This window comes from Kitasatospora sp. NBC_01539, assembly GCF_045040525.1.
Taxonomy (GTDB): domain Bacteria; phylum Actinomycetota; class Actinomycetes; order Streptomycetales; family Streptomycetaceae; genus Kitasatospora.
The window spans coordinates 7,958,865-7,977,150 of record NZ_CP109390.1 but is presented as its reverse complement, the minus strand read 5'-3'; the positions used below and the strand labels follow the sequence as shown (position 1 = coordinate 7,977,150).

General features: G+C 72.3%; 16 protein-coding genes. 10 read left to right on the top strand and 6 right to left on the bottom strand.

Going from position 1 to position 18,286, the window contains the following annotated elements; genetic code table 11:
• The first annotated feature begins 71 nt into the window (after positions 1-71).
• The 5 genes from OG335_RS34605 to OG335_RS34585 all read left to right on the top strand — a co-directional run bounded on the left by OG335_RS34605 (position 72) and on the right by OG335_RS34585 (position 5,795).
• Positions 72-2,519: a helicase-associated domain-containing protein gene (locus OG335_RS34605; protein ID WP_405015102.1), complete on the top strand. Its 2,448-nt coding sequence runs from the start codon at positions 72-74 to the stop codon at positions 2,517-2,519.
• A gap of 233 nt (positions 2,520-2,752) precedes the next feature.
• Positions 2,753-3,577 (top strand): CPBP family intramembrane glutamic endopeptidase, encoded by an 825-nt coding sequence (locus tag OG335_RS34600; RefSeq protein WP_405015101.1) that lies wholly within the window; start codon positions 2,753-2,755, stop codon positions 3,575-3,577.
• A 272-nt stretch (positions 3,578-3,849) separates the two neighbouring features.
• Entirely contained in the window at positions 3,850-4,080 is a 231-nt protein-coding gene (locus OG335_RS34595; protein WP_405015100.1) for a hypothetical protein, read from the top strand.
• 598 nt (positions 4,081-4,678) lie between these two features.
• Positions 4,679-5,011, top strand: a complete 333-nt coding sequence (locus OG335_RS34590; protein ID WP_405015099.1) for a hypothetical protein — start codon at positions 4,679-4,681, stop codon at positions 5,009-5,011.
• A 214-nt stretch (positions 5,012-5,225) separates the two neighbouring features.
• Positions 5,226-5,795 carry an EF-hand domain-containing protein gene (locus tag OG335_RS34585; RefSeq protein WP_405015098.1) on the top strand — a complete coding sequence of 190 codons (570 nt, stop codon included), beginning with the start codon at positions 5,226-5,228 and terminating at the stop codon, positions 5,793-5,795.
• A gap of 90 nt (positions 5,796-5,885) precedes the next feature.
• Here OG335_RS34585 and OG335_RS34580 read toward each other — a convergent pair whose 3' ends face one another.
• Positions 5,886-6,305 carry a MarR family winged helix-turn-helix transcriptional regulator gene (locus OG335_RS34580; protein WP_405015097.1) on the bottom strand — a complete coding sequence of 140 codons (420 nt, stop codon included), beginning with the start codon at positions 6,303-6,305 and terminating at the stop codon, positions 5,886-5,888.
• 61 nt (positions 6,306-6,366) lie between these two features.
• Between OG335_RS34580 and OG335_RS34575 the strand changes: the two genes are divergently transcribed.
• Positions 6,367-7,161: an alpha/beta fold hydrolase gene (locus OG335_RS34575; RefSeq protein ID WP_405015623.1), complete on the top strand. Its 795-nt coding sequence runs from the start codon at positions 6,367-6,369 to the stop codon at positions 7,159-7,161.
• Between the two features lie 85 nt (positions 7,162-7,246).
• Here OG335_RS34575 and OG335_RS34570 read toward each other — a convergent pair whose 3' ends face one another.
• The 3 genes from OG335_RS34570 to katG all read right to left on the bottom strand — a co-directional run bounded on the left by OG335_RS34570 (position 7,247) and on the right by katG (position 11,877).
• Positions 7,247-7,876: a hypothetical protein gene (locus OG335_RS34570; RefSeq protein ID WP_405015096.1), complete on the bottom strand. Its 630-nt coding sequence runs from the start codon at positions 7,874-7,876 to the stop codon at positions 7,247-7,249.
• Positions 7,877-8,316: 440 nt separating this feature from the next.
• A complete protein-coding gene (locus OG335_RS34565) occupies positions 8,317-9,057 on the bottom strand; it encodes an alpha/beta hydrolase (protein ID WP_405015095.1) in 741 nt (246 codons plus the stop codon).
• Between the two features lie 606 nt (positions 9,058-9,663).
• Positions 9,664-11,877: a catalase/peroxidase HPI gene (katG, locus tag OG335_RS34560; RefSeq protein WP_405015094.1), complete on the bottom strand. Its 2,214-nt coding sequence runs from the start codon at positions 11,875-11,877 to the stop codon at positions 9,664-9,666.
• 219 nt (positions 11,878-12,096) lie between these two features.
• Between katG and OG335_RS34555 the strand changes: the two genes are divergently transcribed.
• Positions 12,097-13,653 (top strand): adenosine deaminase, encoded by a 1,557-nt coding sequence (locus OG335_RS34555; protein WP_405015093.1) that lies wholly within the window; start codon positions 12,097-12,099, stop codon positions 13,651-13,653.
• Positions 13,654-13,710: 57 nt separating this feature from the next.
• Here OG335_RS34555 and dacB read toward each other — a convergent pair whose 3' ends face one another.
• A complete protein-coding gene (gene dacB / locus OG335_RS34550; RefSeq protein ID WP_405015092.1) occupies positions 13,711-15,237 on the bottom strand; it encodes a D-alanyl-D-alanine carboxypeptidase/D-alanyl-D-alanine-endopeptidase in 1,527 nt (508 codons plus the stop codon).
• A 381-nt stretch (positions 15,238-15,618) separates the two neighbouring features.
• Positions 15,619-15,897 carry a GlsB/YeaQ/YmgE family stress response membrane protein gene (locus OG335_RS34545; protein WP_405015091.1) on the bottom strand — a complete coding sequence of 93 codons (279 nt, stop codon included), beginning with the start codon at positions 15,895-15,897 and terminating at the stop codon, positions 15,619-15,621.
• A gap of 107 nt (positions 15,898-16,004) precedes the next feature.
• On the opposite strand from OG335_RS34545, the gene OG335_RS34540 reads away from it, so the two are divergent.
• From OG335_RS34540 to OG335_RS34530, 3 genes are all read left to right on the top strand, one after another.
• Positions 16,005-16,175 carry a hypothetical protein gene (locus OG335_RS34540; protein ID WP_405015090.1) on the top strand — a complete coding sequence of 57 codons (171 nt, stop codon included), beginning with the start codon at positions 16,005-16,007 and terminating at the stop codon, positions 16,173-16,175.
• Between the two features lie 818 nt (positions 16,176-16,993).
• Positions 16,994-17,380, top strand: coding sequence for a hypothetical protein (locus tag OG335_RS34535; protein WP_405015089.1), 387 nt, complete (start codon positions 16,994-16,996; stop codon positions 17,378-17,380).
• A 139-nt stretch (positions 17,381-17,519) separates the two neighbouring features.
• Positions 17,520-17,993, top strand: coding sequence for an ATP-binding protein (locus OG335_RS34530; RefSeq protein WP_405015088.1), 474 nt, complete (start codon positions 17,520-17,522; stop codon positions 17,991-17,993).
• The last annotated feature ends 293 nt before the right edge of the window (positions 17,994-18,286 follow it).

Genomic DNA, 18,286 nt, shown 5'->3' with positions numbered 1-18,286 from the left:
GCCCCGCCGACCGGAGCCGGTCTTCGCCAGGGCAGCGAACCACGTCGACGGCCCCCGCTAGAATCGGCCCGGTGAGTACGAGCGAGGCGCTGGCGACGTGGCTGGCCGATTTCTCCCGTGAGCAGTTGACCGAACTACTGGAGCAGCGGGCGTTGCCGTATGCCGCCCGGCTCGCCGGTGGCCCGGGTGTGCGGACGCTGTCGCAGTTGGCGGAGCACCTGCTGACCGATGCCTCCGTGAGCGGGGCGCTGGCCGCGTTGAACGTGGCCGACATGCAACTGATGGCCGGAGTTGCCGTCCTGGCCGCGCTGCGCCACGGCCCGCCCACGGAGCCTGCCGGGGTGGGGTTGATGCCGGTGGACGCATACGGGCGGGATCACCGCCGGCCGCAGGATCCACGGCCCGACCCTGCCCGGCGGGCGGTGCCTCGCGCCGACCTGCTGGACTTCCTGCGGATGGAGGGCGAGGCGCGCCGGGAGGCGGAGGCCGCGTTGGACCGGCTCGCGCTGCGGGCGCTGGTCCTGCCGCCGCACGGAGCCAAGATCGTCGTACCAGGTCTGCTGCACCGCCAGGCCGCTTATCTCAGCGGTCTGGGGCGCCCCCTGAACGGGCTGCTCTCCCGTGCCTACCAGTCGGCGGAGGTCCAGCGAATCCACCGCGCGCTGGCTCTGCCGACCGCCAGGACCCGGGACGAGCGCCAGCGGGCGGTCGTGGCACTGCTGTCGGACCCGGCCCAGGTCCGTGACCTTGCGGAACAGGCTCCGCCGGAGGCTGTGGAGCTGCTGGACAAGCTGGTCGCGGGGCCGGCGCTGCTGCGTACGCGTTGCTTCCAGGACCGGTACGGCGGCTACTACACCTCCCAGGACAGCACCTTCGCCTTCCGACCCGGCGGATCGGGCGACGCGGGCACCGACTGGCTGGCCGAGCACGGCATGGTCGTCCCGGTCGGCCACGACCTGGCCGAACTGCCCTACGAGATCGGCCACGCACTGCGCGGTCCCGACGCCCGGCCGCCCTACGATCCCTTCCCGCCCCAACCGGCGAGCACAGCGGTGTCGCCGCAGGCAGCGGCGCGGGAGGCACAGGCCGCCGCCCTGGCAGCGGCCTCCCGCGTCGAGCTGCTGCTGCGCCAGGTCGACGTCCAGCCGCTGACGGTGCGCAAGGCGGGCGGGATCGCGGTGCGCGACACCCGCAGGGTGGCCAAACAGGCAGGCATGGGCGAGGAGCAGGCCCGCCTGTGGCTGGACCTGGCATTCAACGCTGGCCTGCTCCTCACCCATGCACCCGAACCCGAACCCGCCCCGCGCGGCCGCCGCCGGCCCGCGCCGCCGCAGGTCGCCGCGCGCGTGCTGCCGACCGAACGCTACGACCGCTGGCTCACCGCGCCACCGGCCCAACGGCTCCTGCCGCTCATCGCCACCTGGGCCGTGACCCCCGAGGTGTTCAGTCACTGGCCCGATGAAGGCGACACCCCCGTCGCCCTGGTCAGCCCCCAGGACCCGACGGCGGTCCCGCTCCGCCACGCCCTCCTGGAGACGCTGGCGGCGCTCCCCGAAGGACACGGCGTGAAGACCGGGAACGTCGAGGAGCTGCGGCAGCTGGAACAGGCCCTGCTGTGGCACCAGCCGGCCGCCCCGGCCCAGAGCGCCGAGAGCGGCGGCCCACTCACCGCGACCCTGGCCGAGGCGGAACTGCTGGGCCTGGTCGCCCACGGGACGCTGACGCCGGTCGGACACGCGGTCCTCGCACTGCTCCGGGCGGGCGCGGCCCGCTACTTCCCCGCGGTCCCCGGCGCCGGCCCTTCGCTGAAGGACCGGCCGGCCCTGGCACAGGCCGTCCTGCAGGTGGCGCGGGAGCTGGAGAACCTCCTGCCCGCCCCGCAGAACGGTGCCCGTTTCCAGGCCGACCTCACCGCGGTCGTCACCGGAGCACCGTCAGCCGACCTGACCGCCCTGCTGTCCTCCTGCGCGGACCGTGAATCCGAAGGACACGCCGTGGTCTGGCGCATCACCGCGGCCTCGGTACGCCGCGCGCTGGACACCGGCACGGACCCGGAAGAACTGCTCAAGCACCTCACCGACGTGTCCGAGGGCGCACGCCGGCTGCCCCAGCCCCTGGAATACCTGGTGAGGGACACCGCCCGGACCCACGGCCGCATGCGCGTGGTCCGCTCCGCCTGCTGCATCCGCTCCGACGACGAAACGCTCATCACGGAACTGTCCCGGACCAGGACACTCACCAAGATCGGCCTGCGCCGGATCGCCCCCACCGTCCTGATCAGCACCGCCGACCCGGACACCACTCTGGCCGCACTCCGCAAAGCCGGCTACGCACCTGTCCTGGAAGCCGAGACGGGCACGACCGTCATCCAACGCGCCCCGCAGGAGCGCGCGGAGTCGAAGACCACATCCCTCTCGGACGCCTTCCGCGACCACGGCCGCGGTTCCACCACGGCCCCGACCCTCGCCGCGGCCCTTCTCGCCTCCACCGGGCCCGGCGCCCTCAGCAAGAACGACTGACAGTGACGGCTGGGCGCCGCAATGGGTGGAGCGCTGTGCTCGGCCTGCTGACCTGACGCCGCCAGGCCGTGGCCGGGGCCGGACAGGCGCCGGCAACGACGGCGGAGTCGGCCGCCGGTGACCGGTCCCGCACCTGTCGGCCGCGCAACGAGGGCATGTCACACAGGTGATCAAATGTCCGTTATGGGAAACTTCGGTCCCGGCGGTACCGCCGATGGACAAGAGGTGATCCGATGGAGACGGTCGCGGCACAGGAGCAGGCGGGACGGCAGCTGACCTGGCCGTGGTTCCTGGTGGTGGTCGTCGTCTACACGGCCATCCTCCAGGGCGTGGGCAAGCTGATCGAGGTGGACACCTCCGGCACGGACGGCGAGTTCCCGAACGTCGACGCGATGGTGCACAACGTCCTCATCCCCATCGGCCTGTCGATCCTGTTCGGCGCCGCGGTGGTGACCTGGCTCGGCTGGTGGGGCGAGGTGCTGACCTACCGGGTGCCGGTACGGCGATGGGTGCGCTGGGTGCCGATCTCCATGCTGGCCGCGGCGGTCGTCGGCCTCAACTACGGCCACCTCGCCGACCAGAGCGCCGGCCTGGTCGCATGCCTGCTGGTACTCGGCGTGTTCGTCGGTCTCGGCGAGGAGCTGATGTTCCGCGGCATCGGCGTCCACGTCTTCAAACGCGCCGGTTTCAGCGAAGGCAAGGTCGCCCTGTGGTCCTCCGTGGTCTTCGGCCTGGCCCACCTCAGCAACGCCTTCGGCCACGGCGCGCAGGCCGTCGTGCAGGCCGCCGTCGTCTCCACCTCCGGCTACTTCTTCTACCTGTGCCTGCGGGTGGGCGGCATCATCCTCCTGCCGATGCTCGTCCACGGCCTCTGGGACACCAGCCTATTCTCCAGCCTGATCGGCACCGACCCCAGCCCCTACGCCGGATCCTTCCTGCTCATCGGGCTCCAGGTCGCCCTGATCATCGTGCTCCTCGTCCGCCGCCACAGCATCGAACCCGCCCCCGACACCGACCCCGACTCGCGCAGGCCGCTCGACCCCGCCCCACAGACCTGAACCGGTCCCGTCGGTCCAAGCCCTCGCGGAACGTGGACTGTCGGGCCGCGGGCTGTCGGACCGTGAGCTGCCGGACCGCGGGAGTGAGAACGCGGCCGGCGAACCGGCAACGTACCGGGCGGAGATGCCGGACGCGCTCGGGATGGTCCGGTCCGTCGGCGATACCCAGGAGGGGAACCGCGAGCCCGCGGGAGGCGACCTCCTGGATGTCGTCATGGTGGTGGCGTGCTCGGCTTTGGGCCGTTCACCGCGCTCCCCGAGGGAGGCTGTCCGTGTTTTCGGCGCTGCTGAGTGTCCTGGCAGGTCTGCTCCTGCCCGTTGCCGTCCTCCTGCTGATCATCGGCAGAGGGTGGCTCTGGGGTCCCGACGCGCTGGAACTGCACTGGCGTCTCCTCTTCGTGGCGGTCCTCGCCGTGCTCCTCCTGGCGATCGGCGCGGGGCTGTGGAGCGATGCCAGCTGCGGCACCGACTGCGAGCCGGTGCTGACACCCGTCTACCCCTGACCGGGACCGCACACGGGGCGGCCGTGGTTTTCCGCACGGGTTCGGGACCCTCCACCGAGCGGGCGTGCCTGCGGCGTGTCGCAGGCACGGCTGCTGCGGTGAACGGCCCGGGAGCGGGCAGGCTGTCCGGCATGTCGGAACGCCGCTCCCGCCGCCGCAACCGGGCCCGCACCCCGGGCCTGCCCATCCACGCCGCCGGCCGCCGCACCCGGGCCCCGCAGTCCGAGGGGCCGCAGCCGGTCCCGCACCTGACGCCGGGTCCGGTCCCCGCACCGCCTCGCCCCGGTGCCACGACCGTCACCGCCCCTGCCCCTGTCCCGGTGTCTGTACCTGCTCCTGCGCCTTCGTCCGTGCCTGCGCTCACGCCTACGCGGCAACGGTCCGTCCGGCGGCACAAGCCGGCCCCCGCGCCACCTGACTGCTGCGCGGCCACCCGCAGCCGCCAGGTCATGGAGGGCGGAGCCGTCGTCGTCCTGACCGTCCATACCGAGAACTGCCCGCTCTGGAGCACCCGCTGACCGGCCACGACACGGGCGAGGCGTTCTTCCACGCCGGTGGCGTCTACTGCCGACACGAGGCGGAACACTTCCCGCTCGACATGTTCGTCGTCGTCCACACCGGCCACCCACCCGCCGGCTTCACCACCCCCGATGCCGACCCCGGCGCCGATGCCGATGCCGCTGCCGATGCTGGTGGTGCTGCCGGTGCCGGTGGTGCTGCCGGTGCCGCCGGTCCGGTCGCGTTCGGCTGGCTGCGGACCACCGCTCCCGACGGCACCCTGCAGACCGCCGGCCCCTTCACCACCACCGACCGCACCGGCTGGCACGAGATCGACGACAGCGACCTGCCCACCCTGCTCGGCCCCACGCCCATCCCCGACGACCCCTGGCCCCGCACCCCACCCCGCACCCAGCGGTGGCGACAGTCGTAGGCCCTGCCGCACGGAGCGACCCCCGCGTGTCTCAGACCCTGCCCGTCCACGGTGGCGGCCACGGCGCTCGTCAGGTGTCCTTCCCCGGTCGGGGAACCCACCGGCGGCGGGTACGGATGCGGAAGGCGACGACCGGGGTGCCGTCCGTCCCCGCGGCTCGTTGTACCAGGGGACGGCCCAGGCTGTGGGCTGCGGCTGACCATGAGGGGAACCCATGTCCAACGATCTGCTGCTCGCCAGGATCGGCTACGGCTTCGACCACCTCGACGCCGACGGGGACGGCCGCCTCACCGAGGACGACCACGTCCTGATGGGGCGTTCGTCGGCGCGTTCGCTCGGGCTTGCGGAGGGTTCGGCGGAGGAAGCCAGGATCGTCGCGGCGTACGTCGCCATCTGGCGGGACCTGCACCTGCCCACACTCCCGCCGGGAACCGAGGCGATCAGCCGGGCGGAGTTCATCGCCAGTACGGCGACGCTGGCCGACGATCCGGCCACCGCGCAGGCCACGGTCGGAGCCGTCGCGAGGGCGTTCCTGTCGATCGCGGACGCAGACGGCGACGGGCGGGTCACTCCCGACGAGTTCTTCACCTTCCAGCGCGGACACTTCCCCGGCCTCGACCGCGAGACTGCGGACATTGCCTTCGGGCATCTCGACCGGGACGGCGACGGCACGCTCTCCCTCGAGGAGTTCACCACCGCGGCGATCGAGTTCTGGAGCAGCCGTGATCCACAGGCCCCGGGGAACTGGTGGGCCGGCAACCCCGGTCCGGGCGGAACCGCCTGACACACCGGCCCTGCACGCAGTCGTCCACGGACGGGGCGGCCGCTCAGCGAGCGGCGGGGATGAACGGGTGCGCGGTACGCCCGACGGGGCCTATGTGCCCCGCTCCGCGGTGAGGCGTCGAAGCAGGTCGAGCAGGGTCGCGCGATCCGCGTCGGGCAAGGCCGAGAAGCAGTCGGCGAGCACCTCGTCAGCAACTCCGTGACCCGCCGTCAGAACCTTCTCGCCGGCGGAGGTGAGGTGGTGCTCGATGCGCCGGCCGTGACCCGGCCTGCGCTCCACGAGACCCTGGGCCGCAAGGCGGCCGGCCAGCGCCCCGAAAGCCTGCTCGGTCTGGAACGTCGCCACGGCCAGCTCGCGGGCCGAGGCACCCGGTGAACGGCTGACGGCGCGCAGGGCATCCCACTGGGCCAGCGTCGTGCCGACGGCCGCGAGCGCACCGTCGAGTGCCCGGTGCTGCCGGTACTGGGCCTGCTTGACCGCTCTGCCGAGTTCTTGCAGCTCACCATGCATGGAGGAAGTCTACGCCATGACCAAGCTAGCTTATATAAAGATATTTAGTTACAGTGGGGGCATGACCACGACCGCATCGGACGCCCACGCGAACCCGCCCCTCACCCTGTCCGAAGCCGGCACCGGCAGGCCGGTTCTCGTCCTGCACGGCGGCGGAGGCCCCGCCACGGTCGCCGGCCTCGCCCAGCACCTCTCCCGCACCGCCCACACCCTCACCCCCGTGCACCCCGGCTGGGACGGCACTCACCGCCCCGCACGGCTCACCGGCATCGACGACCTCGCCCTCACCTACCTGCACCACCTGCACGAGCACCGACTGCACGACGTACTCGTCGTCGGCTCCTCACTCGGCGGCTGGATCGCCGCCGAGATGGCGGTGCGCGACACCGCGGGAGTCATCACCGGCCTCGTCCTGATCGATGCCGTGGGCGTGCAGGTCGAGACGGAACCGATCACCGACGTCTTCGCCCTCGACGCCCGCGGCATCGCGGAGCACTCCTGGCACGACCCCGACCGCCACCACCTCGACCCCGCCGCCATCCCGACCGAAGAACTCGCCCGCAGGCAAGCCAACATGGCCACCATGCGCACCCTCGCCGGCGACCCCTACATGCACGACCCCGAGCTGCTGCACCGACTCGGGCACGTCCAGGTGCCCACCCTCCTCCTCTGGGGCGAAAGCGACCGTGTCGTCACCCCCGCCTACGGCGCGGCGTACGCCGAGGCCTTCGGCAACGGTCGAATCGAGATCATCCCCGAGGCAGGCCACCTTCCGCAGATCGAGCAGCCGGAGGCCACCTTCGCCCTGGTCGACGCCCACCTGCGCCGGACGGGCAACCAGCCCCGTCCCCAGTGAGTGGGGGTGACCACCGCGCGGGCCCGACAGGGCCGACCCGCACGGCAGCAGACACATCGGGCGGCCGGTGGCGGCCGCACGCGCATCAGTCCTGCTCGGCCTGCCGGTGGCCGGCGAGCCTCTTCCTCCAGCCCTTGGTCGGCGGCCACGGCACGCCCCACGCCGCAAGCCGTGCCCCGGGCCGACCGCGGACGGGCACACGGACGGCTCCGCTCCCCTCAGCGAAGGCGTCGCGCCCCTGGGGAGCCCCATGCCCGGGAGATCCGGCCACACGGTCGGCCGGGCCGGTCGGGGCCGGATGTGCCGCAAGTCCGATCGCATGGCGGGCCTGGGCGAGAGTGGTGGTCCAGTCGCCGCCGAAGCGCAGACCACGGTCGTCGATGTACAACGCCGCACCGAGCTTCTTGTTGGTGACGAGCAGAGCCTCGCCCTGCCAGTAGGCCCGTTCGGGATCGTCGTCCACGACCGCGTCCAGTCCGGAGTGCCGGGTCAGCCAGGTGGCGACAGCCGGGTGGAAGCGCGGGTGGCGGGCAGTCACGATGAACACCGAGCGGACGCCCGCGAGCGCGTGCAGGGAATCGATCGCACCGGGAATCGGGGCGCCGTAGATCCGGCCGTCCTGCCAGCCGTCGTCGTGGGCGACCAGCGTCTGGTCGAAGTCGATACCGACGGCGTACGAGGCGGGGGAAGCGGGGTCCAACGGGATGACGCTCACGCGCACCTGTCTCCTTCTTCTGACGCACCGGGGAGGCGCGATGGCTTCAGGACCACGGGCCGGTGCACACCGACCCGCTGACAGATGAGCAGGAGACGGCCGAGCGCTTACATCACTTTCGCCGACTTTCCGTACGCGCCTTCTCACTTTTCGTGACGACCGGCTCTCCGTGACCGGGACTGGTCCGGCGCGGCGTACAGCGCGGCATACAGCGGCGGCGTACAGGGCGCCGCGCCGGTGCTCGGCTGCGAGCGGCGGCCGGCCGTTCTCCCGCGCTTCGTGACCCGACATCTCGAAGCGCGGGGAACGGCCGTCTCCGCTGTCCCGGGAAGAACCGGAGATCAGCTGGTCGAGTGACCGCAGGGGTCAAACGCCGAGCCCGGTGAGCGGCGTGCCGACTGGCATCCGCCACCGCCTGCCGCCGGGTTGACGGCCCGGCCTCACGTCAGCTGCCGGGTGAAGAACCGGGCCGCCGCGTCCCCCGCGAACTGCGGGACACCCGTGTGCCCGCCGAGATGGGCGTGCAGGGACTTCTCCTCGGAGCCGAAGGCGTCGAACAGGTCCAGGGACGCCTGCCGGTCGTTCCCCTCGTCGTCCCACTGCAGCAGGACGTGCAGTGGAACGGTGACCTGCCGGGCCTCCTCGAACATGGCGCGAGGCACGAAACTCCCGGCGAAGAGCACGGCGGCCGAGATGCGCGGTTCGACCACCGCCAGCCGGACGCCGATGGAGATCACTCCTCCGGAGTACCCGACCGGGCCGCCGATCTCGGGCAGCGCGAGGAGGGCGTCCAGGGCGGCCTGCCACTCCGGGACGGCCTTTTCGACCAGCGGGAGGACGAGGGCGTCGACGATCTCGTCGGTGACCGGCTCGCCGGCCTGCATCGCCCGGCGCAGGTCGGCGCGGGCCTGCTCGACGGCGGGCCAACGGGGCCGGTCGCCGCTTCCGGGGAGCTCGATGGTGGCCGTGGCGAAGCCGTCCGCTGCGGAGTGCAGAGCCCGGGCCACCAGTCGGGGGTACATCCTGCCCAGGCCGAGGGGAGGGTGGCCGAGCAGGATCAGCGGCGCCGGTTCGGATGCCGATGCAGACGCGGGTGTCCACACGATGCCGGGGATCTCACCGAGGGTGAATTCGCGTTCGAGGACGCCGTCGTCGAGGCGCTGCTCGGAGGTGAAACGCATGGTCGTGCCTTTCGGAGTGCACTGGAACGGCGCTCCCGGACGACCTGTCTATCGCCCGACCATGACCCCGGAAGGGAGCGCCCATGTCGATACTGCGTTCACGGGTACCACCTCCTCGATCTCTCGCACGGCCACCGGGAATGTAGCAGCTACCCGGGGCGCATCGCGACTTCCCGCGTGCCGGCTCCGCGACGGCGGGCCGCGCCGACGCCGCCGTCCCTCATGGATCCCGGACCACGACGCACCGTCGACGTCTCCCGAACTCGCGTACAGGTGGCGTCTGTTCTCGCGTGAACAGAGCCACCGTACGCGTCGGCCGTGGAGTGGGTGCGAGGGTCGCGGCGGTGTGCACGGCCCCCGCATCGGGCGTGGGGCGCCCCGTTCCCGCCCTCGGCGTACGGATCTGCCCATGGACCGGCGTGGGCACGCGACCGCCGAGGAGCGGAGGGGAGAGGAGAGGACCGGGGGACGGCGGCACCGGTCGGCCGGGTGGGCGGCGGTGGGAGTCCACGCCGGTCGGCTCCCGCAGGTGCGGGAGCGGCCCGTCGTGCCCCGGCCGGCCGCGTGGAGCGCGCACGCGGCCGGCCGGGACAGCCCTTCAGCCGGTCAGCCCCTCGGCCGGTCGGCCGGTCGGCGCAGGTCGAACCGGTCGAGGTTCATCACCTTGTCCCACGCTGCCACGAAGTCGCGCACGTACTTCGCGTCCGCGTCCCCGGAGGCGTAGACCTCGGCGAGGGCGCGCAGCTGGGAGTGCGACCCGAAGACGAGGTCGACGGCGGTGGCCGTCCACCTCGCCTCGCCCGTCGCACGGTCGCGTCCCTCGAAGACGTCCGCGTCCGACTCCGACACCCTCCACTCCGTGCCCATGTCGAGCACGTTGACGAAGAAGTCCGTGGTCAGCGCACCCGGACGATGCGTGAGGACGCCGTGCGGGGATCCCCGGAATCCGGTGTCGAGCACCCGCATGCCGCCCACCAGGACCGTCATCTCGGGCGCGGTCAGCGTCAGCAGGTTCGCCCGGTCGAGCAGCAGGGTCTCCGGCGACAGCTTCTCGCCGTCGCGCAGGTAGTTGCGGAACCCGTCCGCCCGCGGTTCGAGCACGGCGAACGACTCCACGTCGGTCTGCTCCTGCGAGGCGTCCGTGCGCCCCGGCGCGAACGGGACGGTGACGGGGTGCCCGGCGTTCCGTGCGGCCTGCTCGACCGCCGCGCAGCCTCCCAGGACGATCAGGTCGGCGAGGGAGATCCTCCTGCCGCCGGTCTGCGCGCCGTTGAAGTCCCGCTGGATCTCCTCCAGCCGCCGCACCGTCCCGGCCACCTCGGGCAGGTCGTTGATCTCCCAGTCCTTCTGCGGCGCCAGCCGGATCCGCGCCCCGTTGGCCCCGCCGCGCTTGTCGGTGCCGCGGAAGCTCGCCGCCGCCGCCCACGCCGTGGTGACCAGCTGCGAAATGCTCAGGCCGGAGTCGATGACGCGGTCCTTGAGGGCGGCGACGTCCTCGTCCTGGACCGGTTCGTGATCGGCTTCGGGGACCGGGTCCTGCCAGAGCTGCGGTCGGGGGACCCACGGTCCGAGGTAACGGGACACCGGGCCCATGTCGCGGTGCAGCAGCTTGTACCAGGCCTTGGCGAACGCCTCGGCGAGCTGGTCCGGGTGCTCGTGGAAACGCCGGCAGATCGGCTCGTAAGCCGGGTCCTCGCGCAGCGCGAGGTCCGTCGTCAGCATCATCGGGGCGTGTCGCCTCGACGGGTCGTGCGCGTCCGGCACGGTGCCCTGCGCCGCGGGGTCGGTGGGCTTCCACTGGCGGGCCCCGGCGGGGCTGGTGGTCTGCTCCCAGTCGTACCGGAACAGGTTGTCCAGGTAACCGTTGTCCCACGTCGTCGGCTCGTTGGTCCACGCGCCCTCCAGCCCGCTGGTGAGCGTGTGGGGGCCCTTGCCGCTGCCGTACGTGTTGTGCCAGCCAAGGCCCTGCTGTTCGAGGGGGGCGGCCTCGGGCTCGGGGCCGAGGTACGACGGGTCGACGGCGCCGTGGCACTTGCCGAAGGTGTGTCCGCCGACGATGAGCGCGACGGTCTCCTCGTCGTTCATGGCCATGCGCCCGAAGGTCTCCCGGATGTCGCGGGCGGCGGCGAGCGGGTCCGGACTGCCGTTGGGGCCTTCCGGATTCACGTAGATCAGCCCCATCTGCACGGCGCCGAACGGACCGGAGAGTTCGCGGTCGCCGCTGTAGCGCTCGTCGCCGAGCCAGGTGTCCTCGGGACCCCAGAAGATCTCCTCGGGCTCCCAGATGTCCTCGCGCCCGAAGGCGAAGCCGAACGTCCTGAACCCCATGGATTCCATGGCGCAGTTGCCCGCGAACACGAGGAGGTCGGCCCAGGAGATCTTCCGGCCGTACTTCTGCTTGACCGGCCACAGCAGTCGCCGCGCCTTGTCCAGGCTGGCGTTGTCCGGCCAGCTGTTGAGCGGCGCGAACCGCTGGGCGCCGCTGCCGCCCCCGCCCCGGCCGTCCGCGATGCGGTACGTGCCGGCGGCGTGCCAGCTCATCCGGATGAACAGCGGTCCGTAGTGGCCGTAGTCGGCGGGCCACCAGTCCTGCGACGTCGTCATCAGCTCGATGACGTCCCGCTTCAGCGCGTCGACGTCGAGGGCGGCGAACTCCGTCGCGTAGTCGAAGTCCTCGTCCACCGGGTTGGGACGGGGCTCGTGCTGGCGCAGCACCTGGAGGTCCAGCTGGGTGGGCCACCAGTCCCGGTTCGTCCTGGGGCGGGTCGACGGGGGGGTGGGTGAGGGAACTGCTGGGTTTTCGCTCTCGCTGCCGGACACGTCCGCCCCTTCTTCCTTGCTCGGTTTTCATATCCTTTGTCCGTATCGTCCCGCACCGTGGGCCGTACGCCGAGGACGTGCGGCTCACCCGTGTCGGCGCCGCCGGGCGGAGCGGCGCCCCGTGGTGGACGGCCCGCGCGTTCCGGCGATCGGCTGACCGCCCGGCCCCGTCGGCCTGTCGTACCCGGTGCCCGGGCGGTCCGCGGCCAGGATGCGGCCATGATCCGTACAAGCCGAGCCACCGCCGCCGCCGTCGCGGCGGGCGCCGCCCTGCTCCTGTCCCTGGTCCCCGCCTCCGCGAACGCCCGGTCGGGCACCGGGGCGCCGGAGGACCGCGTCACCCGTTACCTGCACGGCATCCGGGACCGTCCCGCCGAGCTCCGCGCCTTCTTCGAGGCCCTGCCCAAGGGCGGGGACCTGCACAACCACCTGGCCGGCGCCGCCTCCACCGAACTGCTGCTGCAGATCGCCGTGGACGAGGGCCTGTGCATCGACCGGGCGACCTCGACGGCCACCTTCGCCCCGTGCGCGGCCGGCAGCCGGCCGGCCGCCGACACCCGGACGGACGAGGACTTCCGGCTGCAGGTGATCCGGGCCTGGTCGATGCAGGACTTCGTCCCCGGGGCCGAGTCCGGCCACGACCACTTCTTCGCCACCTTCGGCAAGTTCGGCCCGGCATCCTGGACCCGCCCGGGCCGGCTGCTGGCCGAGGTCGCCGACTCGGCCGCGACCCAGCACCAGTCCTACCTGGAGACCATGCTGACCCCGGCCTCGGACGCGGCCGCCGCACTCGCCGCCAGGGTGGGCTTCGACAGCGACCTGGAGCAGCTGCGGCAGAAGCTGCTGGCCGACGACGGGCTCGGCCGGGTGGTCAGGGCCGCCGTCGCCGAGGCGGACGCCACCGAGGCGGAGTACCGGACGACCTCGCACTGCGACGGCCCGGACCCCGCACCGGGCTGCGCGGTGGCCGTCCGGTTCATCTCCCAGGCCTCCCGGGCCTCCACCCCCGAACGGGTGTTCACCCAGCTGCTGCTCGGCATGGAACTGGCCCGGCAGGACTCGCGGTTCGTGGCGGTCAACCTGGTCCAGCCGGAGGACGCGCCCGCCGCGCTGGAGAACTACCGGCTCCAGATGCAGATGCTGGACTACCTGCACGGCGTCTACCCCGAGGCGCACATCACCCTGCACGCCGGGGAGTTGGTGCCGGGCCTGGCGAAGCCCGAGGACCTGCGCTTCCACATCCGGGAGGCCGTCGTCACCGGCCACGCCGAGCGGATCGGCCACGGCGTCGACCTGGCGTACGAGGACGACCCGCAGGGGCTGCTGCGGCTGCTGGCCGACCGGCACGTGGCCGTCGAGGTGCCGCTCACCAGCAACGCGCAGATCCTCGGCGTCAGCGGGCCGGACCACCCCTTCCCCCGCTACCGGGCGGCGGGTGTCCCGGTGGCACTGGCCACCGACGATCCCGGGGTCTCCCGAACCGACATCACCACGGAGTACCAGCGGGCCGCGCTGACGTACGACCTCGACTACCCGGCGCTGCGCGACCTGGCCCGGGCGTCCCTGGAGTACGCCTTCCTACCCGGGCGCAGCCTGTGGGCCGACCGGGACGGCTATCGCCCGGCCGCCGAGTGCGCGGGGGACGAACCGGGGAGCGACCACCCGAGCGCGGCCTGCGCGGCGCTGCTGGCCGGCAGTCCGAAGGCCGAGCTGGAGTGGCGTCAGGAGTGCGAGTTCCAGGGCTTCGAGGCCGGGATCCCGGCCCGGCGGCCGTGACCGGACGCCGCCCCGCCGTGGCCCGCTCACCGGGCACGGCGGGGCGGCGGGGCCGGGTCAGCCGCTCGTCTCCTGCTGGAGGATCGACGCGGCCAGCGACACGTCGTTGATGATCTCGTAGAAGGCGGTGATGTCCGGCACGGCGGTGTTGTTCACCCCGGCGAAGAACGTCCGCAGGGTGCCGTCATCGGCCTCCAGGTAGCCCGCGAGCACCTCGGAACCGACTTCGAGCTGCTGGTTGAGGTCGTCGCCGCCGATGGCGGTGCCGGTCTTCGCGAACACCTTGCCGACGCCCGCGCAGCCGGAGCAGAAGCCGGCCAGCGTACCGTCCAGCCCGAGGACCGGCAGGCTGTCGCGGAACTGCCGGGCCTCCGGCGTGCGGAGCCAGTACCGCAGGATCTGGCTGAGCGCCTCCGGCGTCGCCCGGTCGGCGGGGTCACCACCGCGACCGTCCGCCAACTGCACCTGTGTCGTGTCGACCCCCGCCTTCTGCAGGAAGGCCTTGAGGACGGGGAAGCCGTCCGCGCAGTCGGTGCTCTTCGCCGCGACAGCCATCAGACAGACGTCGAGGTTGGCACCCAGGTTGTGGCTCACCTTCAGGACGAGCTTCGCGTACTCGGTGAAGGGCGGCGAGACGAAGGCCGCGACCCGCGACCCGGACGGGTAGGAGGCCGGCAGGCCGTCCTCGTCGTTCGGTCCGACGGGCGGGGCGGTGACGGTCACCCCGGCCCGGCCCAGCGCCTCGATCAGCGCGGTCCGCCCGAACGCGGCCGGGTCGGTGATCGGGGAGACCCGCAGCGCGGGAGCGGCGTCGGCCGCGATCGTGCCCGACAGCGTGATCCTGGTGCCGTCGTCGGACGTGTCCACGGTGATGGCGGTCGTACCGCCGGCCGCCACGGTGGTGACCATCGAGGTGACCTCGTACGGCGCCACCTGCGGCCGCCAGGACAGCTTCGCCGGGCGGCCGGGCGTCGTCGCCGTGGTCAGCAGGTCGATCAGGTTGTCGTTGACGATCAGCGGTGTCGGAGTCGGCGAGAAGGCGGCCGGCTCGAACAACCGGTCGTCGACCACCACGTCGCCGTCCACCCGGGTGATACCGGACTGCCGGACCTGGCGGGCCATCTCGTCGATCCCGGCCAGCGGGTTCTCGGAGGTGAGCGTCGCGCCGGGGATGTCGTTGGCGTAGGTGTGGTCGACGTCGGTGAAACTCAGCGTCCCCTGCGGGGTCGTCCGCCCGCCGAGCGCCAGGTCGCCCTGCGCCACGAGGACGAGACTGCCCTTCAGCGAAGACCCCGACCGGGTGCCGAGTGCCTGCACGGGGGTGGTGAACGGGTGGTCTCCGCCCAGGGTGTTCCAGGCGCCGGAGACACTGAACAGCTTGGCGGTGGAGCCGGGGACGAAGAGCTTGTCCCCCTGGACGGATTTGATCACCCGCCCGGTCGCCCCGTCCTCCGCCAGGATCCCCCACTGTGCGTGGGCGTACAGCGGCTTGGCGACGATCTGCCCCAGCGACGGCCCGATCGGAGCCTCCGGGCCGCCGGGCGGCCCTCCGCCGGCCACGGTCGCCGCGGTCAGGGCCAACATGCCACCGGCCAGGCCTATTCGTCGTACGAGGCAAACGGACACCATGCAGCAGCCCACCTTGTGAGGTCGTCCGGCGCCGCGCGGCACGGCTGCTCGTCGCCGAGCCGCACCCGGGCGGCATCGACGACCGGTCCGTGCCCGCGCCGGAGTGCGGGACGCCTCCCGGGGCGCGGTCGCCGTCCGGGCGGTCGTCATCGAGACCGACCCTCGCACGGGACGACCTGGTCGGCGCGGCCGTGCGCGCCATCCGGGTGCGCCGCGATGACGCCGTCGAGCCGTGCGGCAGGTGGCAGACGGCGAAACGGCTCCGCCCTCACAGGGTGAGGGCGGAGCCGTTTCCGTCGGCCGGGGCCGGAGGCCGGGGGCCGGGGGCCGGAACGATCAGGCGTGGCGGTGGTGGTGCTTGTTGCCCGTGACCAGTCGGTAGAGGGCGAGGAGGATGACCGAGCCGATGATGGCCGCGATCCAGGTGGAGAGGTCGAAGAAGCCGTCGATGGAATCGACGCCGAAGACGACCTTGCCGAGCCAGCCGCCCAGCAGGCCGCCCCCGATACCGATGAGGATCGTCACGATGACGCCCCCCGGGTCCTTGCCCGGCATCAGCATCTTCGCGATGACGCCCGCGAACAGTCCGATCAGGATCCATGCAATGACGCCCATGCGTTCCTCCTACCTCGACGGGTGAATCCGGTGTCAACACCCGTCTTCACCGCGCCGGGATTTCCAAACGCCCGGATCTTCGCCCACGTGGCCCCGGAGACCGCCGGGTGGCACCCGGACTCCGCCGAACCGTCGACGGCTTCACCCTCGGCAGTGGGCCGCTCCTTGGCCGGGTCTTCACCATCCACCCCGACGCCGCCACCGCGACGCTGCAGTCACCGCCCGGACTCCTCACCGGGAACACCCCGCACGACATCGGCCCGCAGACGGACCGCTGACCACGAGCCGGCCGGCAGCACCCGGGCGAGGAGACCCAGATCCGACACTCCCGAAGACCACCGATCAGTGTCCGGGAAGTGATCCAGGACCACGGTCCGACCGGCGCCGACAGCCGCGGACATCCGGCCGCACCGGCCTACGGGTACTTCGGGTGGGACGCGGTGCGACCCCGGCCCTCCTCACGGTTGTCAACAGCGGTGCGCGGCGGCCAGGAGGCGGCGCACGAGGGTCGAGGTGAGCCGCACCCCGCAGGGTCCACACGGCTGACCGTGCCGGGAGGCCCCGGCGCCGTGGCAGGTTGCGCAGTCCGAGTCGGCGAGGCGTACCGTCCCCGGGCCCGAACCGTCCGTCATTCTCCGCATGTGCACCACCGTCCTGTCCCACGAATGCATCATCGCCCGCTGCCACCGGCAGCACGGCGTGTCGAAGACAGAACGTAGCCCGCTCCCCCGCCCTCCCCCTGTCGCAGCACTTGTGCATCGCTCGGACCTACAGTCGGCGCAGTACCTGGACCACCATCGGCCCCCGGACGTTCAGGACGTCGTCGACACCCTGAGCGCCACCTCACTCACCACCACTCCCCCGCCCGAACCCGCGGGCCGGCCACCGCGCACGGACCCGAGCAGGTACTGCACGGCGGTGCCGGGCGAGGCGGCGGCCGCCTCCGTCGCCGCGTGCTCCCGACGGAACGGACGGACGGCGGACCTGTCGCGGCGCACCCGGCGGGCCCGGCGAACGACGGGCGCCGCGGGCAGGACGGCCGTGCCGGCAGGGCCGCGGCGTCCGGCCGGTACCGGAGGCCGTTATTCTTCGGTCCATGTCGAACCCTGACGGGCTGCTCGTCGACATCGCCGCGATGGTGGAGTCCGAGCACAGCAACCAGATGCCCCTGACCGTTGTCGTCCCCGGGGCGGTCATCACCGGCCGACTGGCGCCGGAGAGCCTGTGGCACGAGCGGGTGGCCGAAGTCCTCACGGCTTCGGAGCACCTGAAGCCGTTCGCCGCAATGTTCACGTCGCCCGGCACCGGCGACGGTGGCACGGGCGTGGCACCACCCGCCGTGCGGCCGACCCACCTGCACCTGCACGTGGCCCGCATCCTGCAGGGCAGCCACGGCCTGCCGCACACCGGCGGCATGTACCGCATCGCCATCGCCGACGTCAGCAGCTGGACGGTGGGAGACCTCAGCTACTCCGACCGGTGACACCCGCCCGGAACGGCCGCGCGCGGGCCCCACACCGCGACAGCGGCAGCGGGGCCCGGGCGCCCGCACATGTCTGAGGTGGAGATCCGGGGGTAGAAGGGGGCGCAGGACACTCGGGCACGTGGTGAGGCGGAACGGCATGGAGCAGACGGCGGACGTTCTGGAGAGACGGTCACTGCCGAAGGGCGCCGTCTCGGCGTCCAGGGTGTTCGGGGACGGCGAGGACATCGCCACCGCCCGCGACCTCGCCCGTGGCTTCCTCACCGATGTGCAGGCCGTTCACGGCCTGCCGGTGTCCGGGCGGGTGATGGGCACGGTGCAGCTCGTGGTCAGCGAGCTGGTGACCAACGCCCGCAAGTACGCACCCGGCCCGTGCCTGCTGACCCTGGAGATCGACGACGGCGCGGTCGAGGTGACCGTGTGGGACAGCAACCCGACGCCGCCGGCGATCCTCGCCCCCGACCCGACCCGGATCGGCCAGCACGGCCTGGAGATCGTCGTGGCCGTCGGCCGGAGCTTCGCGATCCACCGCGAACCCGTGGGCAAACGCATCACCACGACCATCGTGCTGGCCGACGACCCGGACGGGAACGCCACCGGCCGCTGGCTGTGACGACCCACGCCCTCGCCCGTGCCTTACCGACCGCGGTGACGAGCGACCCGGCCGCCGACCCGCCGGAACCGGGTCGGATGATGAACTCCGCCGTCGGTTTTGTTCACGAGTTTCCACCAGCAGCTGTTCACCATTCCGGGAAGCCCCCTGCGGCCCGCCTGTCCGACGTTCACGAGAAGCGGCAGCGCACGGGAACCAGGCATCCGCACCGAGGGTGCTGGAGCAGATCCGACGCCTCGGCCGAACACCGGCCTCCGGATCGTGACTCCTCCCCCGCGTGAACGCCGGGGATG